Raw genomic sequence first — 16,932 nt, forward strand, 5'->3', positions numbered from 1 at the left:
GTGCCGGCGGCGCCGGAGGCTGAATATTGCTTGATGCCTAATTTCTCCAGGACAAATAGATCCGTGCCGTCCTGGAAGTCCATCACGGAGTCCCGTCCGACGAGCGAACCCGCGCCCTTGAAGACGAAGCGGTCGGCATCGGCGCCACCCCACAGGATGTCGCTTCCCGCGTCGCCAAGCAGGGTATCTCTGCCCGCGTCGCCGCGAAGCGTGTCGTTTCCGTCTCCGGCAATGACAAGGTCGTTGCCGAGGCCGCCAGCAAGCACGTCGTCGCCAGCTTCGCCCGTCAGGATATCGTCTCCGGCATCCCCGAATGCCCGATCGTTGCCGGCGCCTGCGGCAATCCGATCGTTACCGTTACCGCCGTGGGCTTCGTCGATGCCGCCCTCGGAGTCGAGCACGTCATTCCCATCACCGCCATCGAGGTAGTTGTTCCCGTCGCCGCCATCGACGATGTCGTCGCCGATGCCGCCATAGACCCGGTCGTTTCCGGATTGGCCCTTCAGGGCGTCATTGCCCTCTTCGCCGTAGATCGTATCGTTGCCGGCGCCACCACCGACCGCCTGCTGCGTCAGCTTGCCCGTCGCGGGATCAATGCGGTTGTTGAAGCCGTCGTTTCCAGAGCCGGCATAGATGATGTCGTCTCCCACTCCGCCGTCGATGTATTCCTCGCCGGCGCCCCCATAGATCTGGTCGTTGCCGGCGTCTCCGAGGATATGGTCATGGCCATCGCCGCCGTTGATGATGTCATTGCCGTCTTCGCCGGAAAAGATATCGTTGCCGAGCCCGCCGATCAGCGTGTCGGCGCCCGCGCCGCCGTCGAAGCTGTCATTGCCGTCGCCGCCTTCCGCGTAGTCATCGCCCGCTCCGGCCTTGAAAAAGTCGTTGCCAAGCCCGCCATAGAGCAAGTCGTTGCCAAGCCCGCCGTCGAGATAGTCGTCACCGGCATTACCCCAAATGGAATCACTGCCATCATAGCCGCGGATCGTGTCCGCAAGATTCGTACCCATGAGCTTGTTGGCGACGTTGGTTCCATTGATGTTCATTCGTTTACTCCCTGCTGTTTTGACGGCGGGGGTGGTGAAGTTCGAATGAGGCGTAACGGTGACACGCCTTACGCCGGAATTGCGCGCGTGGAACAAGCTGTTGTTTACGCGAAAGGAAAAGGGCGGCAGTTGTGTGGATAACGTTTTTTCCCGCCTCTCGGAGAGCTTTCAGCTACCGGAAAGTTTCGGGAGCAAGCGCAAGCCCTATCCCTTTGACGAATGCTGAAAGGCTTGGCCGATTGCGGATTAATGCTTCGCAAGCGTAACGGTCATAAGGCTCTTTCCAGCCCCGCCGTAACCTGACTTAAAGGCGGCAGAAGGCAACAGCCGCGGCAGGCCTATGACCAGACCGTCAGGTAAGAGTGCGGGAGAAGTAAGCTAGCCGGCCTTCTTCAACCCGGCGGCCTTTCTAAGGTCGTCATTCATTCGGCTCTGCCAGCCTTTGCCGGTCGCCTTGTAATGCTCCACGACATCAGGATCGAGGCGGATTGTGACGGGAGTCTTGGTCGTGTTCGCCTTCGGACGGCCGCGAGCCTTCTCGATCTTCTCCGCGAGGTCGGGAAAGACCTCCTTGAATGGACGCGCCTGTTTCAGTTCCTCCTCGGTCAAAGGGGGATTGTCGGAAACCGCGTCCCAGTCCTCTTTGGAGTAGCCGCGCCCGGGCTGGAACTCTTCCTGGCGCCTGTATTTGCTAGCCATCAGAGCAGGCTCCTTTCATCTTTCCGGGCCGGGCGCATCGATATTACCGACAGCGCCTCGGAGCCCAGGGTGACGAAGATCACGACGACCGTTCCGTCTTGAAGGCGGCCGATAGCTTTGGAACGGCCATTCTTCGCCGGGACGACGAGAGAGGCAAGGAAGAATTCGAGCGACAGGTCGGCGAAGTCGAGGCCGTGCTTCTCGATATTGGCGATGCGCTTCGGTTCGTCCCAGATGACCTTCATAATTGTATGTACAATAAGTATGCAAAGCCGTGCAAGGAAATAATGTATGTACGAAAATTATTCCTGTACGTACGGAAATGGAATGGAACGATGACGGACAGAGTTATGGAGGCGGCAGACGGTTAGCGGCGCTCTGCAAGTGGTCGCATCAACTCTTGTCCGCCAGATGGTGATCCCGGCGCGATTCGAACGCGCGACCCCCAGATTAGGAATCTGGTGCTCTATCCTGCTGAGCTACGGGACCACTCGGAATAGACCCATACAAAAGCGAGGCTCTTTCGCCAAGTGTTTTTCGGCGATCGCAGCCGATTTGCAGGCGCTCCCGAAGATCGGGAGCATATCCCGAAGAATTTGGGCCGGGTGGGCTCAAAATCATGAAGGTGATCGATTCAAGTCGTTTGAGCGGCATGCGGGCAGCAAACCGCACACAGTTTTCCTCATCCCACTAGCGTCCCCGATACGGTGGATGCTAAGCAAGGCCCGCGGCGCCGGAGGAGAGGCTGCCGCGTTTCTCGCCAACGATCTTTATCCCAAAGACCAGATATATGTTTATCGGAATTGACTGGGGCGGCACGAAAATGGAGGTCATCGCGCTCGATCGCGACGGCGAGACGCGTGCCCGCCATCGTGTCCCGACACCCACCAGCGGCTATGAGGATTGCGTCCGTGCCGTCGTAGAGCTCGTCGCCTCGGCCGAAAGCACCGCCGGCGAGCGCGGCTCGATCGGCATCGGCATACCCGGCAGTCCCAATCCGCGCACCGGCATCGTGCGCAATTCCAATGCGGTGCTCATCAACGGCAAGCCGCTCGGGCGGGATCTTGCGGCTGCGCTCGGACGTGAGGTGCGCCTGGCCAACGACGCCAATTGCCTTGCGGTCTCCGAAGCCGTCGACGGGGCGGGCAAGGACGCGGGCGTCGTCTTCGGCGTGATCGTCGGTACGGGCCATGGCGGGGGTCTGGCGATCGGCAAGAAGGTTCACGCCGGCTACCAGGGCGTCGCGGCCGAGATCGGCCATTATCCGCTGCCCTGGATGACGAAGGACGAATATCCGGGGCACAGGTGCTGGTGCGGCAAGCTCGGTTGTCTCGACATGTATGCCTGCGGCACCGGTCTGGAACTCGACTACCGCATGACGACCGGGACGGACCGGCGCGGGCGGGACATCATCGAGGCGAAGCGCGCGGGCGATCCGGTGGCAATCGGTGTCTACGAGCGCTTCGTCGACCGGCTGGCCCGCAGCCTCGCGCTGTTGACCAACATCGTCGATCCCGACGTCTTCGTGCTCGGCGGCGGCATGTCCAATGTCGACGAGATTTACGGCGAGTTGCCGGCATCGATCACCAGATATCTCTTCGGCGACAGTTTCGAGACGCCGATCCGCAAGGCGGTGCACGGCGACAGTTCCGGCGTGCGCGGCGCCGCATGGCTTTGGAAGGATTAATCGCCAGGCGGGGGAATTTTGCAGGATCGCGCATCGCACTCGTCCAGTTCGACCACTGACCAAGCGGAGGCATCATGAACATAGACAATGATCTGCGCCGGATTGCGCTGCAGGAGCAGCAATTGCAGTTCGACCGCTTCGATCTCGATACGGCCTGGAAGCTGGGCGCAACGCTTCGCCGGATGGCCGCGGAACGCAAGCTCGGCTGCGTCATCGACATCACGCTCTTTTCCATGCAGGTCTTCTATGCGGCCCTCGATGGGGCGACGCCGGACAATCCGAACTGGGTGCGCCGCAAGCGCAACACGGTGTTCCGCCTGTTCAAGAGCAGCTACGCCACCGGGCTCAGCCTTCTCAAGCAGCAAACGAATTTGCAGGCGAAGCTCGGCCTGCCGGATGCCGAGTTTGCCGCCCATGGCGGCAGCTTCCCGATCGTCGTCAAGGGAACGGGCTGCATCGGCGCCGTCACCGTTTCCGGCCTGCCGCAGCGGGAGGACCATAATCTCGTGGTCGAGGCGCTGGCAGAACTTCTCGGCGCGGATCACGACGCGCTGAAGCTGGAAAGCTGACGGAAAGCGGATGGGCATGGATATTCATCTCCAGGCAGGCAAACTCGCGGGCTGGCTGAACGATGCTGCCTTGCCGCTCTGGCGGCAGAAAGGCTTCGACGGGGAGGGTGGCGGCTTCGTCGAGACGATCGACATGAAAGGCGAACCGACGCGGGCCGACCGCCGCTCCCGCGTGCAGCCCCGGCAGGTCTACTGCTTCGCCGCGGCCGGCCGGCGTGGCTGGCATGGAGACTGGCGCACCGCCGCCGAAGGCGGCCTTCTTTATTTCGACCGCGTCTATGGACAGCCGGGCGGCTTTTACGGGGCGCTGGCCAATGCCGACGGCAAGCTCATCGACGCTTCCTTCGACCTCTACAACCAGGCTTTCGCCTTGCTCGCCTTCGCCCATCTGGCGGAAGTCCTGCCGGAGCGCGGAGCCGAGATGGTGGGGCGCAGCGACAAACTCAGGCGGCGGCTCGAAACCCGTTGCAAGCATCCGCTCGCCGGCTTCGAGGAGGACGAACCGCCGCGCCTGCCGCTCGGCTCCAATCCGCACATGCATCTCTTCGAAGCCTGCCTCGCAAGCGAGGAGGCGGAAGGATTCGACCGCGTCGCCTGGGCCAATCTCGCCGACGAGATTGCGCATCTGGCCATGGACCGGTTCATCGACGCCGGGAGCGGGGCGCTGCGCGAATTCTTCGATCACGACTGGGCGCCGTTCCCCGGCGAAAAGGGCCGTATCGTCGAGCCGGGGCATCATTTCGAATGGGCATGGCTGCTCCTGCGCTGGGCGGAACGGCGCGGCAATGCGCAGGCGATCGTCGAGGCCCGGCGGCTTTTCGATATCGGCGAGAAATATGGAACATGCCGCGAGCGGGACGTGATCGTCATGACGCTCCTCGACGATTTCTCCGTTGCCGATCCAACAGCGCGGCTTTGGCCGCAGACGGAGTGGCTGAAGGCGGCGATCCGATTTGCGGCGTTGACCGAAGGTGCGGAGAAAGAGCGCTATCTCGCTTCGGCTGGACGCGCCATGGGGGCGCTGCAGCGCTTTCTGGACGTGCCTGTCCGCGGCCTCTGGCGCGACAAGCAGAAGGCGGATGGCACCTTTGTCGAAGAACCGGCGCCAGCAAGCACCTTCTATCATATTCTTTGCGCGATCTATGAAGTGGAAGATTGCCTCAAGCGGATGTGACCGGCGGAAGACCGCACACGCTTCTCCTCATCCCGCTCTCTTATCGGCCCCCGCACCCGCGGCGGGCCGCTTTTTATTCACCCATCTGCAATTGTGACCATCACGTATGTTGACATAAAGATATCTTTATGTGAGTAAATCGATAATTCTTTGTCGTTTTCAGAACGGGAGATCTCCCATGTCCGCCGCCGACGCCCTCTTTGGAAACGTCTCGCCCAAGCCGGATGGTTCGGAAATTTTCCGGCAGGTCGCCCGGGCGGCGGCTGAACGCATCCTCATCATGGATGGCGCCATGGGAACGGAGATCCAGCAGCTCGGTTTCGTGGAGGATCACTTCCGCGGCGAACGCTTCGGTGGGTGCGCCTGCCATCAGCAGGGCAACAACGACCTCCTGACGCTCACTCAGCCGAAGGCGATCGAGGACATTCATTACCACTACGCCATCGCCGGCGCTGATATCCTCGAAACCAACACCTTCTCCTCGACGTGGATCGCCCAGGCCGATTACGGCATGGAGGACACGGTCTACGATCTCAATCGCGACGGCGCGCGGCTGGCGCGGCGGGCGGCGAAACGGGCCGAGGCGGAGGATGGCCGGCGGCGCTTCGTGGCAGGCGCGCTCGGCCCCACCAACCGCACCGCGTCTATCTCGCCGGACGTCAACAATCCCGGCTATCGGGCCGTCAGCTTCGACGATCTGAGGCTCGCCTATGCCGAGCAGGTGCGGGGCCTCATCGACGGCGGTGCCGACATCATCCTGATCGAGACGATCTTCGATACGCTGAATGCCAAGGCGGCGATCTTCGCCACGCAGGAAGTCTTTGCCGAAAAGGCGGTCCGCCTGCCGGTGATGATCTCCGGAACGATCACCGATCTCTCCGGCCGTACCCTCTCAGGCCAGACGCCCACGGCCTTCTGGTATTCGGTGCGCCATGCGGAGCCGTTTACGATCGGACTCAACTGCGCGCTCGGCGCCAATGCGATGCGGGCCCATATAGACGAGCTCTCGGCGGTCGCCGACACGCTCGTCTGCGCCTATCCGAATGCGGGCCTGCCGAACGAGTTCGGCCGCTATGATGAAAGTCCGGAGCAGATGGCGGTGCAGGTCGAGGGCTTCGCCCGCGATGGTCTCGTCAACATCGTCGGCGGCTGCTGCGGTTCCACGCCGGCCCATATCCGCGCCATCGCTGAAGCGGTCGCCAAATATCCACCGCGCCGGGTGCCCGAGATCGATCGCCGCATGCGGCTTTCCGGCCTCGAACCCTTCACGCTTACCGACGAGATCCCCTTCGTCAACGTCGGAGAACGCACCAACGTCACCGGCTCGGCGAAGTTCCGCAAGCTGATCACGGCCGGGGACTACGCCGCCGCACTCGATGTGGCGCGCGATCAGGTGGCGAACGGCGCCCAGATCATCGACGTCAACATGGACGAAGGCCTGATCGATTCGAAGCGCGCGATGGTCGAGTTCCTGAACCTCGTCGCCTCCGAGCCGGATATCGCCCGCGTACCGGTAATGATCGACTCGTCCAAATGGGAGGTGATCGAAGCCGGGCTCAAATGCGTTCAGGGCAAGGCGCTGGTGAATTCCATCTCGCTCAAGGAAGGCGAGGAGGCTTTCCTGCACCACGCGCGCCTCGTGCGCGCCTATGGCGCCGCTGTGGTGGTGATGGCGTTCGACGAGAAAGGCCAGGCCGATACGAAGACCCGCAAGGTGGAAATCTGCCGGCGGGCCTATCGCCTGCTGACGCAAGAGGTTGGCTTCCCCCCGGAGGACATCATCTTCGACCCGAATATCTTCGCGGTCGCGACCGGCATCGAGGAGCATAACAATTACGGCGTCGACTTCATCGAGGCGACGCAAGAGATCATCGCGGCACTGCCGCATGTCCACGTCTCCGGCGGCGTGTCGAACCTCTCCTTCTCCTTCCGCGGCAACGAGCCGGTGCGCGAGGCGATGCACGCCATCTTCCTTTATCACGCGATCCAGGCCGGCATGGACATGGGCATCGTCAATGCCGGACAGCTTGCCGTCTATGACGCGATCGACCCGGAGCTGCGCGAAGCCTGCGAGGACGTGGTGCTCAACCGCCGGGCCGATTCGACCGAGCGCCTCCTGGAGATCGCCGAGCGCTATCGCGGGAAGGGCGGGAGCCAGGGCAAGGAGAAGGACCTTGCCTGGCGCGAATGGCCGGTGGAGAAGCGGCTCGAACATGCGCTCGTCAACGGAATCACCGAATACATCGAAGCCGATACGGAAGAAGCCAGGCTTGCCGCCGAGCGGCCGCTGCATGTCATCGAAGGGCCGCTGATGGCCGGGATGAACGTCGTGGGCGATCTCTTCGGCTCCGGCAAGATGTTCCTGCCGCAGGTGGTCAAGTCCGCCCGGGTGATGAAGCAGGCCGTTGCGGTGCTGCTCCCCCATATGGAGGAAGAGAAGCGCGCCAATGGCGGCGGCGAGGCGCGCGAGAGTGCCGGCAAGATCCTGATGGCGACCGTCAAGGGCGACGTGCACGACATTGGCAAGAACATCGTCGGCGTCGTGCTCGCCTGCAACAATTACGAGATCATCGACCTCGGCGTCATGGTGCCCTCGGCTAAGATCCTCGAAGTGGCGCGCGAACAGAAGGTCGACATCGTCGGTCTTTCCGGCCTCATCACCCCGTCGCTGGACGAGATGGCGCATGTCGCTTCCGAACTCGAACGGGAGGGCTTCGATGTCCCGCTGCTGATCGGCGGGGCGACGACCAGCCGCGTGCACACGGCGGTGAAGATCAATCCGCGTTACAGCCTCGGCCAAACGGTCTATGTCACCGACGCCAGCCGCGCGGTCGGCGTCGTGTCGAGCCTGCTCTCGCCGGAAGTCCGCGACTCCTATAAGCAGACGGTCCGCGCGGAGTATCTGAAGGTTGCCGACGCACATGCCCGCAACGAAGCCGAGAAGCGCCGTCTGCCGCTTTCGCAGGCGCGGGCGAATGCCCTTCGGATCGACTGGGACGCCCACCAGCCGAAGGTGCCGTCCTTCCTCGGCACGCGTATTTTCGAGGGCTGGGACCTCGCCGAACTGGCCCGCTATATCGACTGGACGCCGTTCTTCCAGACCTGGGAGTTGAAGGGGGTGTTCCCGAAGATTCTCGATGACGAACGCCAGGGGGCTGCCGCTCGCCAGCTCTTCGAGGATGCGCAGGCGATGGTCGAAAAGATCGTGGCCGAGGCATGGTTCGCCCCGAAGGCCGTGATCGGCTTCTGGCCGGCCGCCGGCATGGGCGACGACGTCCGCCTCTTTACCGACGAGGTGCGCGAAGCCGAGCTTGCCACCTTCTTCACGCTGCGTCAGCAAATGGTGAAGCGTGACGGCCGGCCGAATGTCGCCCTTGCCGACTTCGTCGCACCGGCGGCGAGCGGCAAGCGGGACTATGTCGGCGGTTTCGTGGTGACGGCCGGCATCGAGGAGGTGGCGATCGCCGAACGCTTCGAGCGGGCGAACGACGACTATTCCTCGATCATGGTCAAGGCGCTTGCGGACCGCTTCGCAGAGGCCTTTGCCGAGCGCATGCATGAATATGTCCGCAAGGAGCTGTGGGGCTATGCTCCGGACGAAGCCTTCACGCCGCAGGAACTGATCGCCGAACCCTATGCGGGCATCCGCCCTGCGCCCGGCTACCCTGCGCAGCCCGACCACACGGAGAAGGAGACGCTTTTCCGGCTCCTGGATGCGGAAGCCGCTATCGGCGTCAGGCTCACCGAAAGTTTTGCGATGTGGCCGGGTTCTTCGGTATCGGGCCTCTATGTCGGCCATCCCGATTCCTATTACTTCGGTGTCGCAAAGATCGAGCGCGATCAGGTGGAGGACTATGCCGATCGCAAGCGCATGAGCGTCCGCGATGTCGAGCGCTGGTTGTCGCCGATCCTCAATTACGTGCCGATGCAGGAGACGGAAGCGGCGGAGTAGGCCGCGGAATTCATCCGTCCGGACCTGCGCCGTTTCCAGGTGTTGGCTAGAGCATTTCAAGGTTTCATGGAAACGCTGAAATGCTCTAACAATTTGATCCAACGCACTTCCGGACGGAAAACCGTTACACACTTTTCCTGGAAGTGCTCTAGCGGCCCCCAGCCAGGATCATCTGAGCCGCCTTCTCGGCGATCATGATCGTCGGAGAATTGGTGTTGCCGGAGGTGATCGTCGGCATGATCGAGGCATCGGCGATGCGCAGGCCGGCAATGCCGCGCAGCCGCAACTCGGGATCCACGACGCTATCGGGGTCGCCACCCATGCGGCAGGTACCGACGGGATGGAAGATCGTCGTGCCGATGTCGCCTGCCGCGCGTTTCAACTCCTCGTCCGTCTCGCAGTTCGACCCGGGCTTGAACTCGACGGGATTGTAGCGGGCGAAAGCGGGCTGCGCGACGATGCGGCGGGTGAGCCGGATCGACTTCACGGCCACGTCCCGGTCGGCCTCGGCCGTCAGGTAGCGCGGGCGGATGTCCGGCGCCGCGGCGAAATCCGGGCCTTTCAGATGTACGGAACCGCGGCTCTCCGGCCGCAGATTGCAGACGCTCGCGGTGATGGCGGGAAAGGGGTGTACCGGCTCGCCGAATTTCTCGAGCGTCACCGGTTGTACGTGATACTGCAGGTCCGGCGTTTCCTTCTCCGGGCCCGATCGCGTGAAGATACCGAGCTGGCTCGGCGCCATGGCCATCGGGCCGGAGCGGCGGACAAGATATTCGAGGCCGATCGCGGCCTTGCCGAAAAGTGAAGTCGCCTTTTCGTTGAGCGTCGGGACGCCGGTCACCTTATAGGCGAGACGCAATTGCAGATGATCCTGCAGGTTTTCGCCGACACCGGGCAGCTCGTGGCGGACCTCGATGCCGTTTTCGCGCAGCACGTCAGGCCGGCCGATTCCGGAGAGTTCGAGGATATGCGGCGAGCCGATCGCCCCGGCCGAGAGCACGGTTTCGCGGCGCGCCCGGGCGCCTTTCGTGATTCCGTCATGCTGGAACTCGACGCCGGCGATGCGGCCGTCTTCGAGAATGAGCCGGCGGACATGGGCTTTCGTCAGGATCGTAAGGTTCCGCCGGTTCCTGGCAGGTTTCAGGAAGGCCTTGGCCGTATTCCAGCGGATGCCGGACCGCTGGTTGACGTCGAAATAACCGGAGCCCTCGTTGTTGCCGCGGTTGAAGTCGTCGGTCTCCGGAATGCCCGCTTCGGTCGCAGCCTTCTGGAAGGCGTCGAGCACCGCCCAACGCACGCGCGCTTTCTCGACCCGCCATTCGCCGCTTGCGCCGTGTATGTCGTCGGCGCCGCGGTAATGGTCCTCGGATTTCCTGAAGAACGGCAGCACGTCGTTCCAACTCCAGCCGGGGCAGCCGAGCTGGCGCCAGAGGTCGTAATCTCGCGCCTGCCCGCGCATGTAGATCATGCCGTTGATCGAGGAGCAGCCGCCGAGCACCTTGCCGCGCGGGTAGCCGAGAGACCGGCCGTTGAGACCCTCCTCCGCCGCCGTGGTGAAGCACCAGTCGGTGCGCGGATTGTTGATGCAATAGAGATAGCCGACCGGAATGTGGATCCAGTGATAATTGTCGCTGCCGCCGGCCTCGAGCAACAGCACGCGGTGGTCCGGGTCTTCCGACAGGCGGTTGGCGAGCACGCAGCCGGCGCTGCCCGCTCCGACGATGATGAAGTCGAACGTGTCCATTGGTTTTCTCTATGTCGAGGCCCGACGTGGTTCGGACCGATGCTTGGTCAATGCTTGTGTCGATGCTCGAAGCCGAGCCTGCGGCCGAGCCGGGAGTTGTAGAACTCGCCGACGATGCCGCGGCGGAACAGAAGCACGCAGACCATGAAGACGATGCCGGTTATGATCGTGACCGGAAATTCCGACGTCGCCAGATAGTTCTGCAGCGTCACGACGAGACCCGCGCCGAAGAGCGGCCCGATCAGCGTTCCTATGCCGCCGAGAAGCGTCATCAGGATGACCTCACCGGACATCTGCCAGCTGACGTCGGTCAGCGTCGCGAACTGGAAGACGAGTGCCTTCAGACCGCCGGCAAGCCCGGTAAGCGCCGCCGACATCACGAAGGCTGCGAGCTTGTAGTTCCTGACCGAGTAGCCGAGCGAGATCGCGCGCGTCTCGTTCTCGCGGATCGATTTCAGGATCATGCCGAAGGGCGAATTTATGATCCGCCAGATCATGGCGATGCCGATGACGAAGACGGCGAGCACGAAATAATACATGTTCGTCGGCTGCGAGAGATCGATGAAACCGAGGAGATGGCCGCGGGGCACCGACTGGATGCCGTCCTCGCCGCGGGTGAACCCGGCCTGGAGGCAGAAGAAATAGAACATCTGGGCCAGCGCCAGCGTGATCATGGCGAAGTAGATGCCCTGCCGGCGGATCGCGAAGAAACCGACGACCGCGCCGAGAAGTGCAGCGCCGACGACGCCGAAGAGGACGCCGAGTTCGGGCGGCACGCCCCATTCCTTGACCGCATGCGCGGTGAAGTAGGCCGCGCCGCCGAAGAAGGCGGCATGGCCGAAGGAGAGCAGCCCGGTATAGCCGAGCAGCAGATTGAAGGCGCAGGCAAAGAGCGCGAAGCACAGGATCTTCATGAGGAAGACGGGGTAGAAGAACAGGGGCGCGAGCAGCAGGCAGGCAAGGCCGACGCCAAGAAACACCGTCTGAACGATGGCCGGCGAGCGTTCCTTCTGCTTCGCGAGTTCGAGTGTCAGCGTCATATCAAGCATCCCGACCGAAGAGACCCGCGGGCCTCAGCAGGAGAACGATGGCCATGATCACGAAGATCACGATGTTGGAGGCCTCCGGATAGAAGACCTTGGTCAATCCTTCGGCGATACCCAGCAGATAACCGGTGACGATCGCGCCCATGATCGAGCCCATGCCGCCGACGACGACCACTGCGAAGACGACGATGATGATGTTCGATCCCATCAGCGGCGAGACCTGGTAGATCGGCGCCGCGAGAACTCCGGCAATTGCGGCGAGCGCCGCGCCGAGCCCGTAGGTCAGCGTCAGCAGGAAGGGCACGTTGATGCCGAAGGATTGCACCAGGACCGGATTTTCCGTAGCGGCGCGCAGATAGGAGCCGAGCTTGGTCTTCTCGATTATGAGCCAGGTGCCGAGGCAGATCACCAGCGAAAAGACGATGACCCAGCCGCGATAGATAGGCAGGAACATGAAGCCGAGATTGGCCCCGCCCGTCAGCAGCGCCGGCGTCGCATAGGGCTGGCCGGACGCGCCGTAGAGATAGCGGAAGGTGCCTTCGATGGTGAGCGCCAGGCCGAAGGTGAAGAGGAGGCCGTAGAGCGGATCGAGCGTATAGAGCCGTCTCAGCATCGTGCGCTCGATAACGGCGCCGATGAGGCCGACGAGAAGGGGCGCGAGAATGAGCGCCGGCCAATAGCCGATGCCGAAATAGGATAGCAGCAGCCAGGCCATGAAGGCGCCGAGCATATACTGCGCGCCGTGGGCGAAGTTGATGACGCGCAGGAGCCCGAAGATGATGGCGAGGCCGAGGCTCAGGAGCGCATAGAAGGAGCCGTTGATGAGCCCGATCAGCAGCTGCCCGAGGAAGGCCTGGAGTGGAATTCCGAAAATCATCGTCATGGTCTACACCCCGAGCACATCATGCAGCATGTCCATGCGCGCGGAAAGCTCCGAAACCGGAAACTCGCCGGCCACACGCCCATGGTCCATCAGGTAGAAGCGGTCCGCGACCTTGCTCGCGAAACGGAAGTTCTGTTCCACCAGGAGAACGGTGATGCCGCGTTCCTTCAGCTTCTTCAGGACCTCGCCGATGCGCTGCACGATCACCGGGGCAAGCCCCTCGGTCGGCTCGTCGAGCAGCATCATCCGGACTCCGGTCCGCAGGATGCGGGCGATCGCCAGCATCTGCTGCTCGCCGCCGGAAAGCTTGGTCCCGGCGCTGTTGCGGCGCTCGTGCAGATTGGGAAAAAGCTCGAAAATCTCGTCGATCGTCATGCCGCCTCTCGCGACCGCCGGCGGCAGCAAAAGATTTTCGTAGACGGTAAGCGTCGAGAAGATGCCGCGCTCCTCGGGGACGAATCCCAGGCCGCGATGGGCGACGCGGTGGAGAGGCACGTGTATCAGATCCTCGCCGGCGAAGCTGATTTCACCTCTGCGCTCGCGCACGATCCCCATGATCGCGCGCAGGGTCGTCGTCTTGCCGACGCCGTTGCGGCCGAGCAGCGTGACCATTTCGCCTTCGCCGACGGTCATGTCGACGCCATGCAGGACGTGGCTTTCGCCGTACCACGCGTTAAGGCCGGCCACCTTGAGAAGCGGTTTCATCTGGAGGCCTCCTCCGTGCCCATATAGGCTGTGCGGACGCGCGGATCCTCCGAGACCGTCGCATAGTCGCCTTCCGCGAGGATCTCGCCGCGCTGCAGGACGGTGACGTGATGGCAGAGCGTCGCGACGACCGAGAGGTTGTGCTCGACCATCAGCACTGCGCGCTCGCGCGCCACTTCGCGGATGATCTCGGCGACCATGCCGACGTCCTCGTGCCCCATGCCGGCCATGGGCTCGTCGAGGAGCAGCACCTTCGGCTCGAGCGCCAGCGTCGTGGCGATTTCGAGTACGCGCTTGCGACCGTAGGAGAGGTCCGCGGCGAGGGCGTTCGCCTCCCTGTCGAGACCGACGGAACGGATCAGCTGCTCGGCCTTGCCGTTGAGGGTGTCGAGCGACGACAAGGATTTCCAGAACTGCGTCGCAAGGCGATTCGGCCGTTGCAGCGCGACGCGGACATTGTCGAGCACGGTCAGGTGTGGGAACACCGCCGAGATCTGAAACGAGCGTACCAGACCCATGCGGGCGACCTTGTCGGGCGCGGTCCTGGTGATGTCCTCGCCGAGCAGGGTGATCGTGCCATGGGTCGGCTGCAGGAACTTCGTCAGGAGATTGAAGACGGTGGTCTTGCCGGCCCCGTTCGGGCCGATCAGCGCATGCACGCGGGCATGATGGATATCGAGGTCGACGTCCTTGACGGCGGTGAAGCCGCCGAAGTCGCGGCGGAGCCCGCGGGCGGACAGAACCACCCGCGGCGCTCCATTCTCCAAAGGCATGGCGACTGTCATCGTCTTGCCGGTCAGGACTTCACGAGCTCGCAGCCGCTCTGGGCCGGGTCGATGAAGGCTTCCTTGCCGGGAATGGTCGCGAGAACCTTGAAGTAGTCCCAGGGCTCCGTGCTCTCGTCCGGCTTCTTGACCTCGAGAAGATACATGTCGTGGATCATCCGCCCGTTCGGCGCGACCGTCCCGTTCTTTGCAAAGACGTCGTCGACCGGAAGAGCGTGCAGCTCTTTGGCGACAGCTTCCGTCTCGTCCGTTCCGGCCTTCTCGATCGCTTTCAGATATTGCAGGACGGCCGAGTAGGTGCCGGCATGAACCATATTAGGCATTTTGCCGGTGCGCTCCATGAAGCGCTTGCCGAACTTGGCGCTCTCCTCGTCGCGGTTCCAGTAGAAGCCTTCGGTGAGCGTCAGCCCCTGCGCCGCATCGAGGCCGAGACCGTGGACCTCGGCCAGCGTGAAGAGCAGGGCCGCCAGGCGTTGCCCGCCCTGGACGATGCCGAACTCGGCCGCCTGCTTGATGGCGTTCGAGGTGTCGAGACCGGCATTGGCAAGACCGATCACCTTGGCTCCCGAGGACTGGGCCTGCAGCAGGAAGGAGGAGAAATCGGTGGTTGCAAGCGGATGGCGGACGGCTCCGACGACGGTGCCGCCGTTCTCCTTGACATAGTTGCCGGTATTCTCTTCCAGCGAATAGCCGAAGGCATAGTCGGCGGTCAGGAAGAACCAGCTGTCGCCGCCCTGCTTGACCAGCGCGCCGCCGGTGCCGACCGCGAGCGAGTGGGTGTCATAGGCCCAATGGAAGCCGTAGGGGCTGCACTGCTTGCCGGTGAGCTCCGTCGTTGCGGCCCCGGTGACGATGTCGATCTTCTTCTTTTCTTTCGAGATCGCCTGCACGGCAAGCGCAACGGAGGAGGTGGTCAGCTCCATGATGCTGTCGACCTGCTCGGTGTCGTACCATTGCCGCGCAATGTTGGAGGCGATATCGGGCTTGTTCTGATGGTCGGCGGTCACCACCTCGACCGGGACGCCGAGCACTTTTCCGCCAAAGTCTTCGACGGCCATCAGCGCCGCCTCGTAGGAGGATTTGCCGCCGAAATCGGCATAGACACCGGATTGATCGTTGAGAATGCCGATCTTGACCTTGCCGTCGGATGCGTCGGCAAGGGCGGCGGTGCTGCCGGCGAGCACCATTGCGAGCGTGGCGATCAGTTTCTTGTGCATTTGTCCTCCTCCCAAAGGTTCTATGTTTTAAAGGGCGATGCGAAGCCGCCGTGCGGATACACATAGGGCTCGGCCGTGCCCTTTCGAGACCTCGGCCGCCTCCCCACATCGCTCTGTTCAAATTTGACCAGACATGCTCCTCAAATGTCGGCCGCGATGTTTACCATCCAGAAAATTCTGCTTGGAAGCAAGTCGGTCGACCCTTAAATTGCAAACAGCATCTGTTCATTTTTGAACAGAAGGGGAGGGACATGAATCCGAATTTTACCTGGGACGATCTGCAGTTCTTCCTCGCGGTCGCGCGAACGGGCCAGCTCTCGACGGCAGCGCGACGCCTGCGGACGAGCCACGCGACCGTCTCGCGCCGCATCGACCGGCTGGAATTCGCACTCAAGGTCAAGCTCTTCGAGCGCAACCCCCGGGGCTACGTGCTGACGACCATGGGCCAACGCTTCGTCGAAACGGCCGAGCGCATGGAGCGGGAGACGGAGCAACTGCAGCTCGACATCAGCGACGGCATGACGGCGCAACGCGGTGTCGTACGGCTGAGTACGCTCGAGGGTTTCGGCAACTTCTTCCTCGCGGACCGGCTTGGGGAGTTCGCCGAGCGCTATCCGAACATCTCGCTCGAGCTCGTGGCGATCCAACAGATCATGTCGTTGTCGCGCAAGGAGGCGGATATCGCGGTGGCGCTTGCCGCACCGAAAGCCGGAGCTTACCATGCCGAAGTGCTGACGCCCTATACGCTGCATGTCTATGGGGCACGCAGCTATCTCGCCGGGCAGCCGCCGATCCGCACACGCAGCGATCTCGGCTCCCACCGCTTCGTCGGTTATATCGACGACATGATCTTCACGCCGGGACTCGATTATCTGGGCGAGATACAGCCGGGGCTGCGCGCCCATTTTCAAAGCTCGAGCATCCTCACCCAGTTGAAGGCGGTGCGCCAGGGATTAGGTCTTTGCGTGCTCCCGCACTTCATGGCGCAGGATGAACCCAACCTCGAGATTGTGTTGCCGGATGAAATCGAGCTGAAACGGACCTATTGGCTGATTTGCCACCGCGATCTGATCGCGATACCCCGGGTGAGGGCCGTACGGGATTTCCTGGTGGATGCCGCGACCGAAAACCGAGGCTGCTTCCTGCGTGAGACGCCGCTCGCATCGACCGGTCCGCGACGGGTTCTTGAACGTCAATAGCTCGTTAACCATATATGAGAGGCAAACGCAGGGCCTTTCCCGGCGCGAGGGTCCCAAAATGGATGCCCCGCCTGCCGGTTTCCGGCCCGGTTTGCAGACGCAGGAATAAACACCCTTTAAAAACAGTCACTTACGATTTTCTGCTGATTTTTTGAAAATCGTTGTTGACGTGTCGGAGGGTGGGGGTCTATAAGCCCGATCACTGACGAGGGCGGCGGCGCTGCTG

14 protein-coding genes and 1 tRNA gene are annotated in these 16,932 nt (G+C 62.6%); 5 read left to right on the top strand and 10 right to left on the bottom strand.

Annotated elements, in window-relative coordinates; all coding sequences use genetic code 11:
• From ACTJKL_RS31235 to ACTJKL_RS31250, 4 genes are all read right to left on the bottom strand, one after another.
• Window positions 1-1,046, bottom strand: a 1,046-nt coding sequence (locus ACTJKL_RS31235; protein ID WP_440854686.1) for a calcium-binding protein, incomplete at its 3' end; no start/stop codon positions are given.
• A gap of 378 nt (window positions 1,047-1,424) precedes the next feature.
• On the bottom strand, window positions 1,425-1,745 hold the full coding sequence (locus ACTJKL_RS31240) for a BrnA antitoxin family protein (RefSeq protein ID WP_440854687.1): 321 nt from the start codon (window positions 1,743-1,745) through the stop codon (window positions 1,425-1,427).
• Window positions 1,745-1,990: a BrnT family toxin gene (locus ACTJKL_RS31245; RefSeq protein ID WP_440854688.1), complete on the bottom strand. Its 246-nt coding sequence runs from the start codon at window positions 1,988-1,990 to the stop codon at window positions 1,745-1,747. Before ACTJKL_RS31245 ends, ACTJKL_RS31240 begins: the two co-directional genes overlap by 1 nt.
• Window positions 1,991-2,157: 167 nt before the next feature.
• Window positions 2,158-2,234: transfer RNA gene (locus ACTJKL_RS31250), tRNA-Arg, on the bottom strand.
• Window positions 2,235-2,535: 301 nt separating this feature from the next.
• Between ACTJKL_RS31250 and ACTJKL_RS31255 the strand changes: the two genes are divergently transcribed.
• The 4 genes from ACTJKL_RS31255 to metH all read left to right on the top strand — a co-directional run bounded on the left by ACTJKL_RS31255 (window position 2,536) and on the right by metH (window position 9,127).
• Window positions 2,536-3,432: an ROK family protein gene (locus ACTJKL_RS31255; protein WP_026169173.1), complete on the top strand. Its 897-nt coding sequence runs from the start codon at window positions 2,536-2,538 to the stop codon at window positions 3,430-3,432.
• Window positions 3,433-3,506: 74 nt separating this feature from the next.
• Window positions 3,507-4,001, top strand: coding sequence for a heme-degrading domain-containing protein (locus ACTJKL_RS31260; protein WP_411932313.1), 495 nt, complete (start codon window positions 3,507-3,509; stop codon window positions 3,999-4,001).
• Between the two features lie 10 nt (window positions 4,002-4,011).
• Window positions 4,012-5,175, top strand: a complete 1,164-nt coding sequence (pmi, locus tag ACTJKL_RS31265; RefSeq protein ID WP_440854689.1) for a mannose-6-phosphate isomerase Pmi — start codon at window positions 4,012-4,014, stop codon at window positions 5,173-5,175.
• 178 nt (window positions 5,176-5,353) lie between these two features.
• On the top strand, window positions 5,354-9,127 hold the full coding sequence (metH, locus tag ACTJKL_RS31270; protein WP_440854690.1) for a methionine synthase: 3,774 nt from the start codon (window positions 5,354-5,356) through the stop codon (window positions 9,125-9,127).
• Window positions 9,128-9,275: 148 nt separating this feature from the next.
• Here the strand turns inward: metH and ACTJKL_RS31275 are convergent, their stop codons facing one another.
• From ACTJKL_RS31275 to ACTJKL_RS31300, 6 genes are read right to left on the bottom strand one after another with little or no spacing between them, the layout of a single operon-like run.
• Window positions 9,276-10,871 (bottom strand): GMC family oxidoreductase, encoded by a 1,596-nt coding sequence (locus tag ACTJKL_RS31275; RefSeq protein WP_440854691.1) that lies wholly within the window; start codon window positions 10,869-10,871, stop codon window positions 9,276-9,278.
• Window positions 10,872-10,918: 47 nt separating this feature from the next.
• Window positions 10,919-11,911, bottom strand: coding sequence for a branched-chain amino acid ABC transporter permease (locus tag ACTJKL_RS31280; RefSeq protein ID WP_100674582.1), 993 nt, complete (start codon window positions 11,909-11,911; stop codon window positions 10,919-10,921).
• A gap of 1 nt (window position 11,912) precedes the next feature.
• The gene (locus tag ACTJKL_RS31285; RefSeq protein ID WP_440854692.1) at window positions 11,913-12,800 is read right to left on the bottom strand and encodes a branched-chain amino acid ABC transporter permease; all 888 of its coding nucleotides are present in this window, start codon (window positions 12,798-12,800) and stop codon (window positions 11,913-11,915) included.
• A 3-nt stretch (window positions 12,801-12,803) separates the two neighbouring features.
• A complete protein-coding gene (locus ACTJKL_RS31290) occupies window positions 12,804-13,505 on the bottom strand; it encodes an ABC transporter ATP-binding protein (protein WP_275597255.1) in 702 nt (233 codons plus the stop codon).
• Window positions 13,502-14,290 (bottom strand): ABC transporter ATP-binding protein, encoded by a 789-nt coding sequence (locus tag ACTJKL_RS31295; protein WP_127710711.1) that lies wholly within the window; start codon window positions 14,288-14,290, stop codon window positions 13,502-13,504. Before ACTJKL_RS31295 ends, ACTJKL_RS31290 begins: the two co-directional genes overlap by 4 nt.
• Window positions 14,291-14,301: 11 nt before the next feature.
• Window positions 14,302-15,507, bottom strand: coding sequence for a beta-hydroxybutyrate-binding protein (locus ACTJKL_RS31300; RefSeq protein WP_440854693.1), 1,206 nt, complete (start codon window positions 15,505-15,507; stop codon window positions 14,302-14,304).
• A gap of 251 nt (window positions 15,508-15,758) precedes the next feature.
• On the opposite strand from ACTJKL_RS31300, the gene ACTJKL_RS31305 reads away from it, so the two are divergent.
• On the top strand, window positions 15,759-16,706 hold the full coding sequence (locus ACTJKL_RS31305) for a LysR family transcriptional regulator (protein ID WP_127710713.1): 948 nt from the start codon (window positions 15,759-15,761) through the stop codon (window positions 16,704-16,706).
• Window positions 16,707-16,932: the final 226 nt, after the last annotated feature.

The sequence above is a fragment of the Sinorhizobium sp. 22678 genome (genome assembly GCF_052044265.1).
In the GTDB taxonomy this organism is placed as follows: domain Bacteria; phylum Pseudomonadota; class Alphaproteobacteria; order Rhizobiales; family Rhizobiaceae; genus Sinorhizobium; species Sinorhizobium meliloti_A.

What these genes read in the sequence shown, in the direction of transcription:
- ACTJKL_RS31295 (WP_127710711.1), bottom strand. Translation starts at nt 14,290, where the DNA reads ATGACAGTCGCCATGCCTTTGGAGAATGGAGCGCCGCGGGTGGTTCTG.
- ACTJKL_RS31305 (WP_127710713.1), top strand. Translation starts at nt 15,759, where the DNA reads ATGAATCCGAATTTTACCTGGGACGATCTGCAGTTCTTCCTCGCGGTC.
- ACTJKL_RS31260 (WP_411932313.1), top strand. Translation starts at nt 3,507, where the DNA reads ATGAACATAGACAATGATCTGCGCCGGATTGCGCTGCAGGAGCAGCAA.
- metH (WP_440854690.1), top strand. Translation starts at nt 5,354, where the DNA reads ATGTCCGCCGCCGACGCCCTCTTTGGAAACGTCTCGCCCAAGCCGGAT.
- ACTJKL_RS31280 (WP_100674582.1), bottom strand. Translation starts at nt 11,911, where the DNA reads ATGACGCTGACACTCGAACTCGCGAAGCAGAAGGAACGCTCGCCGGCC.
- ACTJKL_RS31240 (WP_440854687.1), bottom strand. Translation starts at nt 1,745, where the DNA reads ATGGCTAGCAAATACAGGCGCCAGGAAGAGTTCCAGCCCGGGCGCGGC.
- ACTJKL_RS31245 (WP_440854688.1), bottom strand. Translation starts at nt 1,990, where the DNA reads ATGAAGGTCATCTGGGACGAACCGAAGCGCATCGCCAATATCGAGAAG.
- ACTJKL_RS31285 (WP_440854692.1), bottom strand. Translation starts at nt 12,800, where the DNA reads ATGACGATGATTTTCGGAATTCCACTCCAGGCCTTCCTCGGGCAGCTG.
- ACTJKL_RS31300 (WP_440854693.1), bottom strand. Translation starts at nt 15,507, where the DNA reads ATGCACAAGAAACTGATCGCCACGCTCGCAATGGTGCTCGCCGGCAGC.
- ACTJKL_RS31290 (WP_275597255.1), bottom strand. Translation starts at nt 13,505, where the DNA reads ATGAAACCGCTTCTCAAGGTGGCCGGCCTTAACGCGTGGTACGGCGAA.
- pmi (WP_440854689.1), top strand. Translation starts at nt 4,012, where the DNA reads ATGGGCATGGATATTCATCTCCAGGCAGGCAAACTCGCGGGCTGGCTG.
- ACTJKL_RS31255 (WP_026169173.1), top strand. Translation starts at nt 2,536, where the DNA reads ATGTTTATCGGAATTGACTGGGGCGGCACGAAAATGGAGGTCATCGCG.
- ACTJKL_RS31275 (WP_440854691.1), bottom strand. Translation starts at nt 10,871, where the DNA reads ATGGACACGTTCGACTTCATCATCGTCGGAGCGGGCAGCGCCGGCTGC.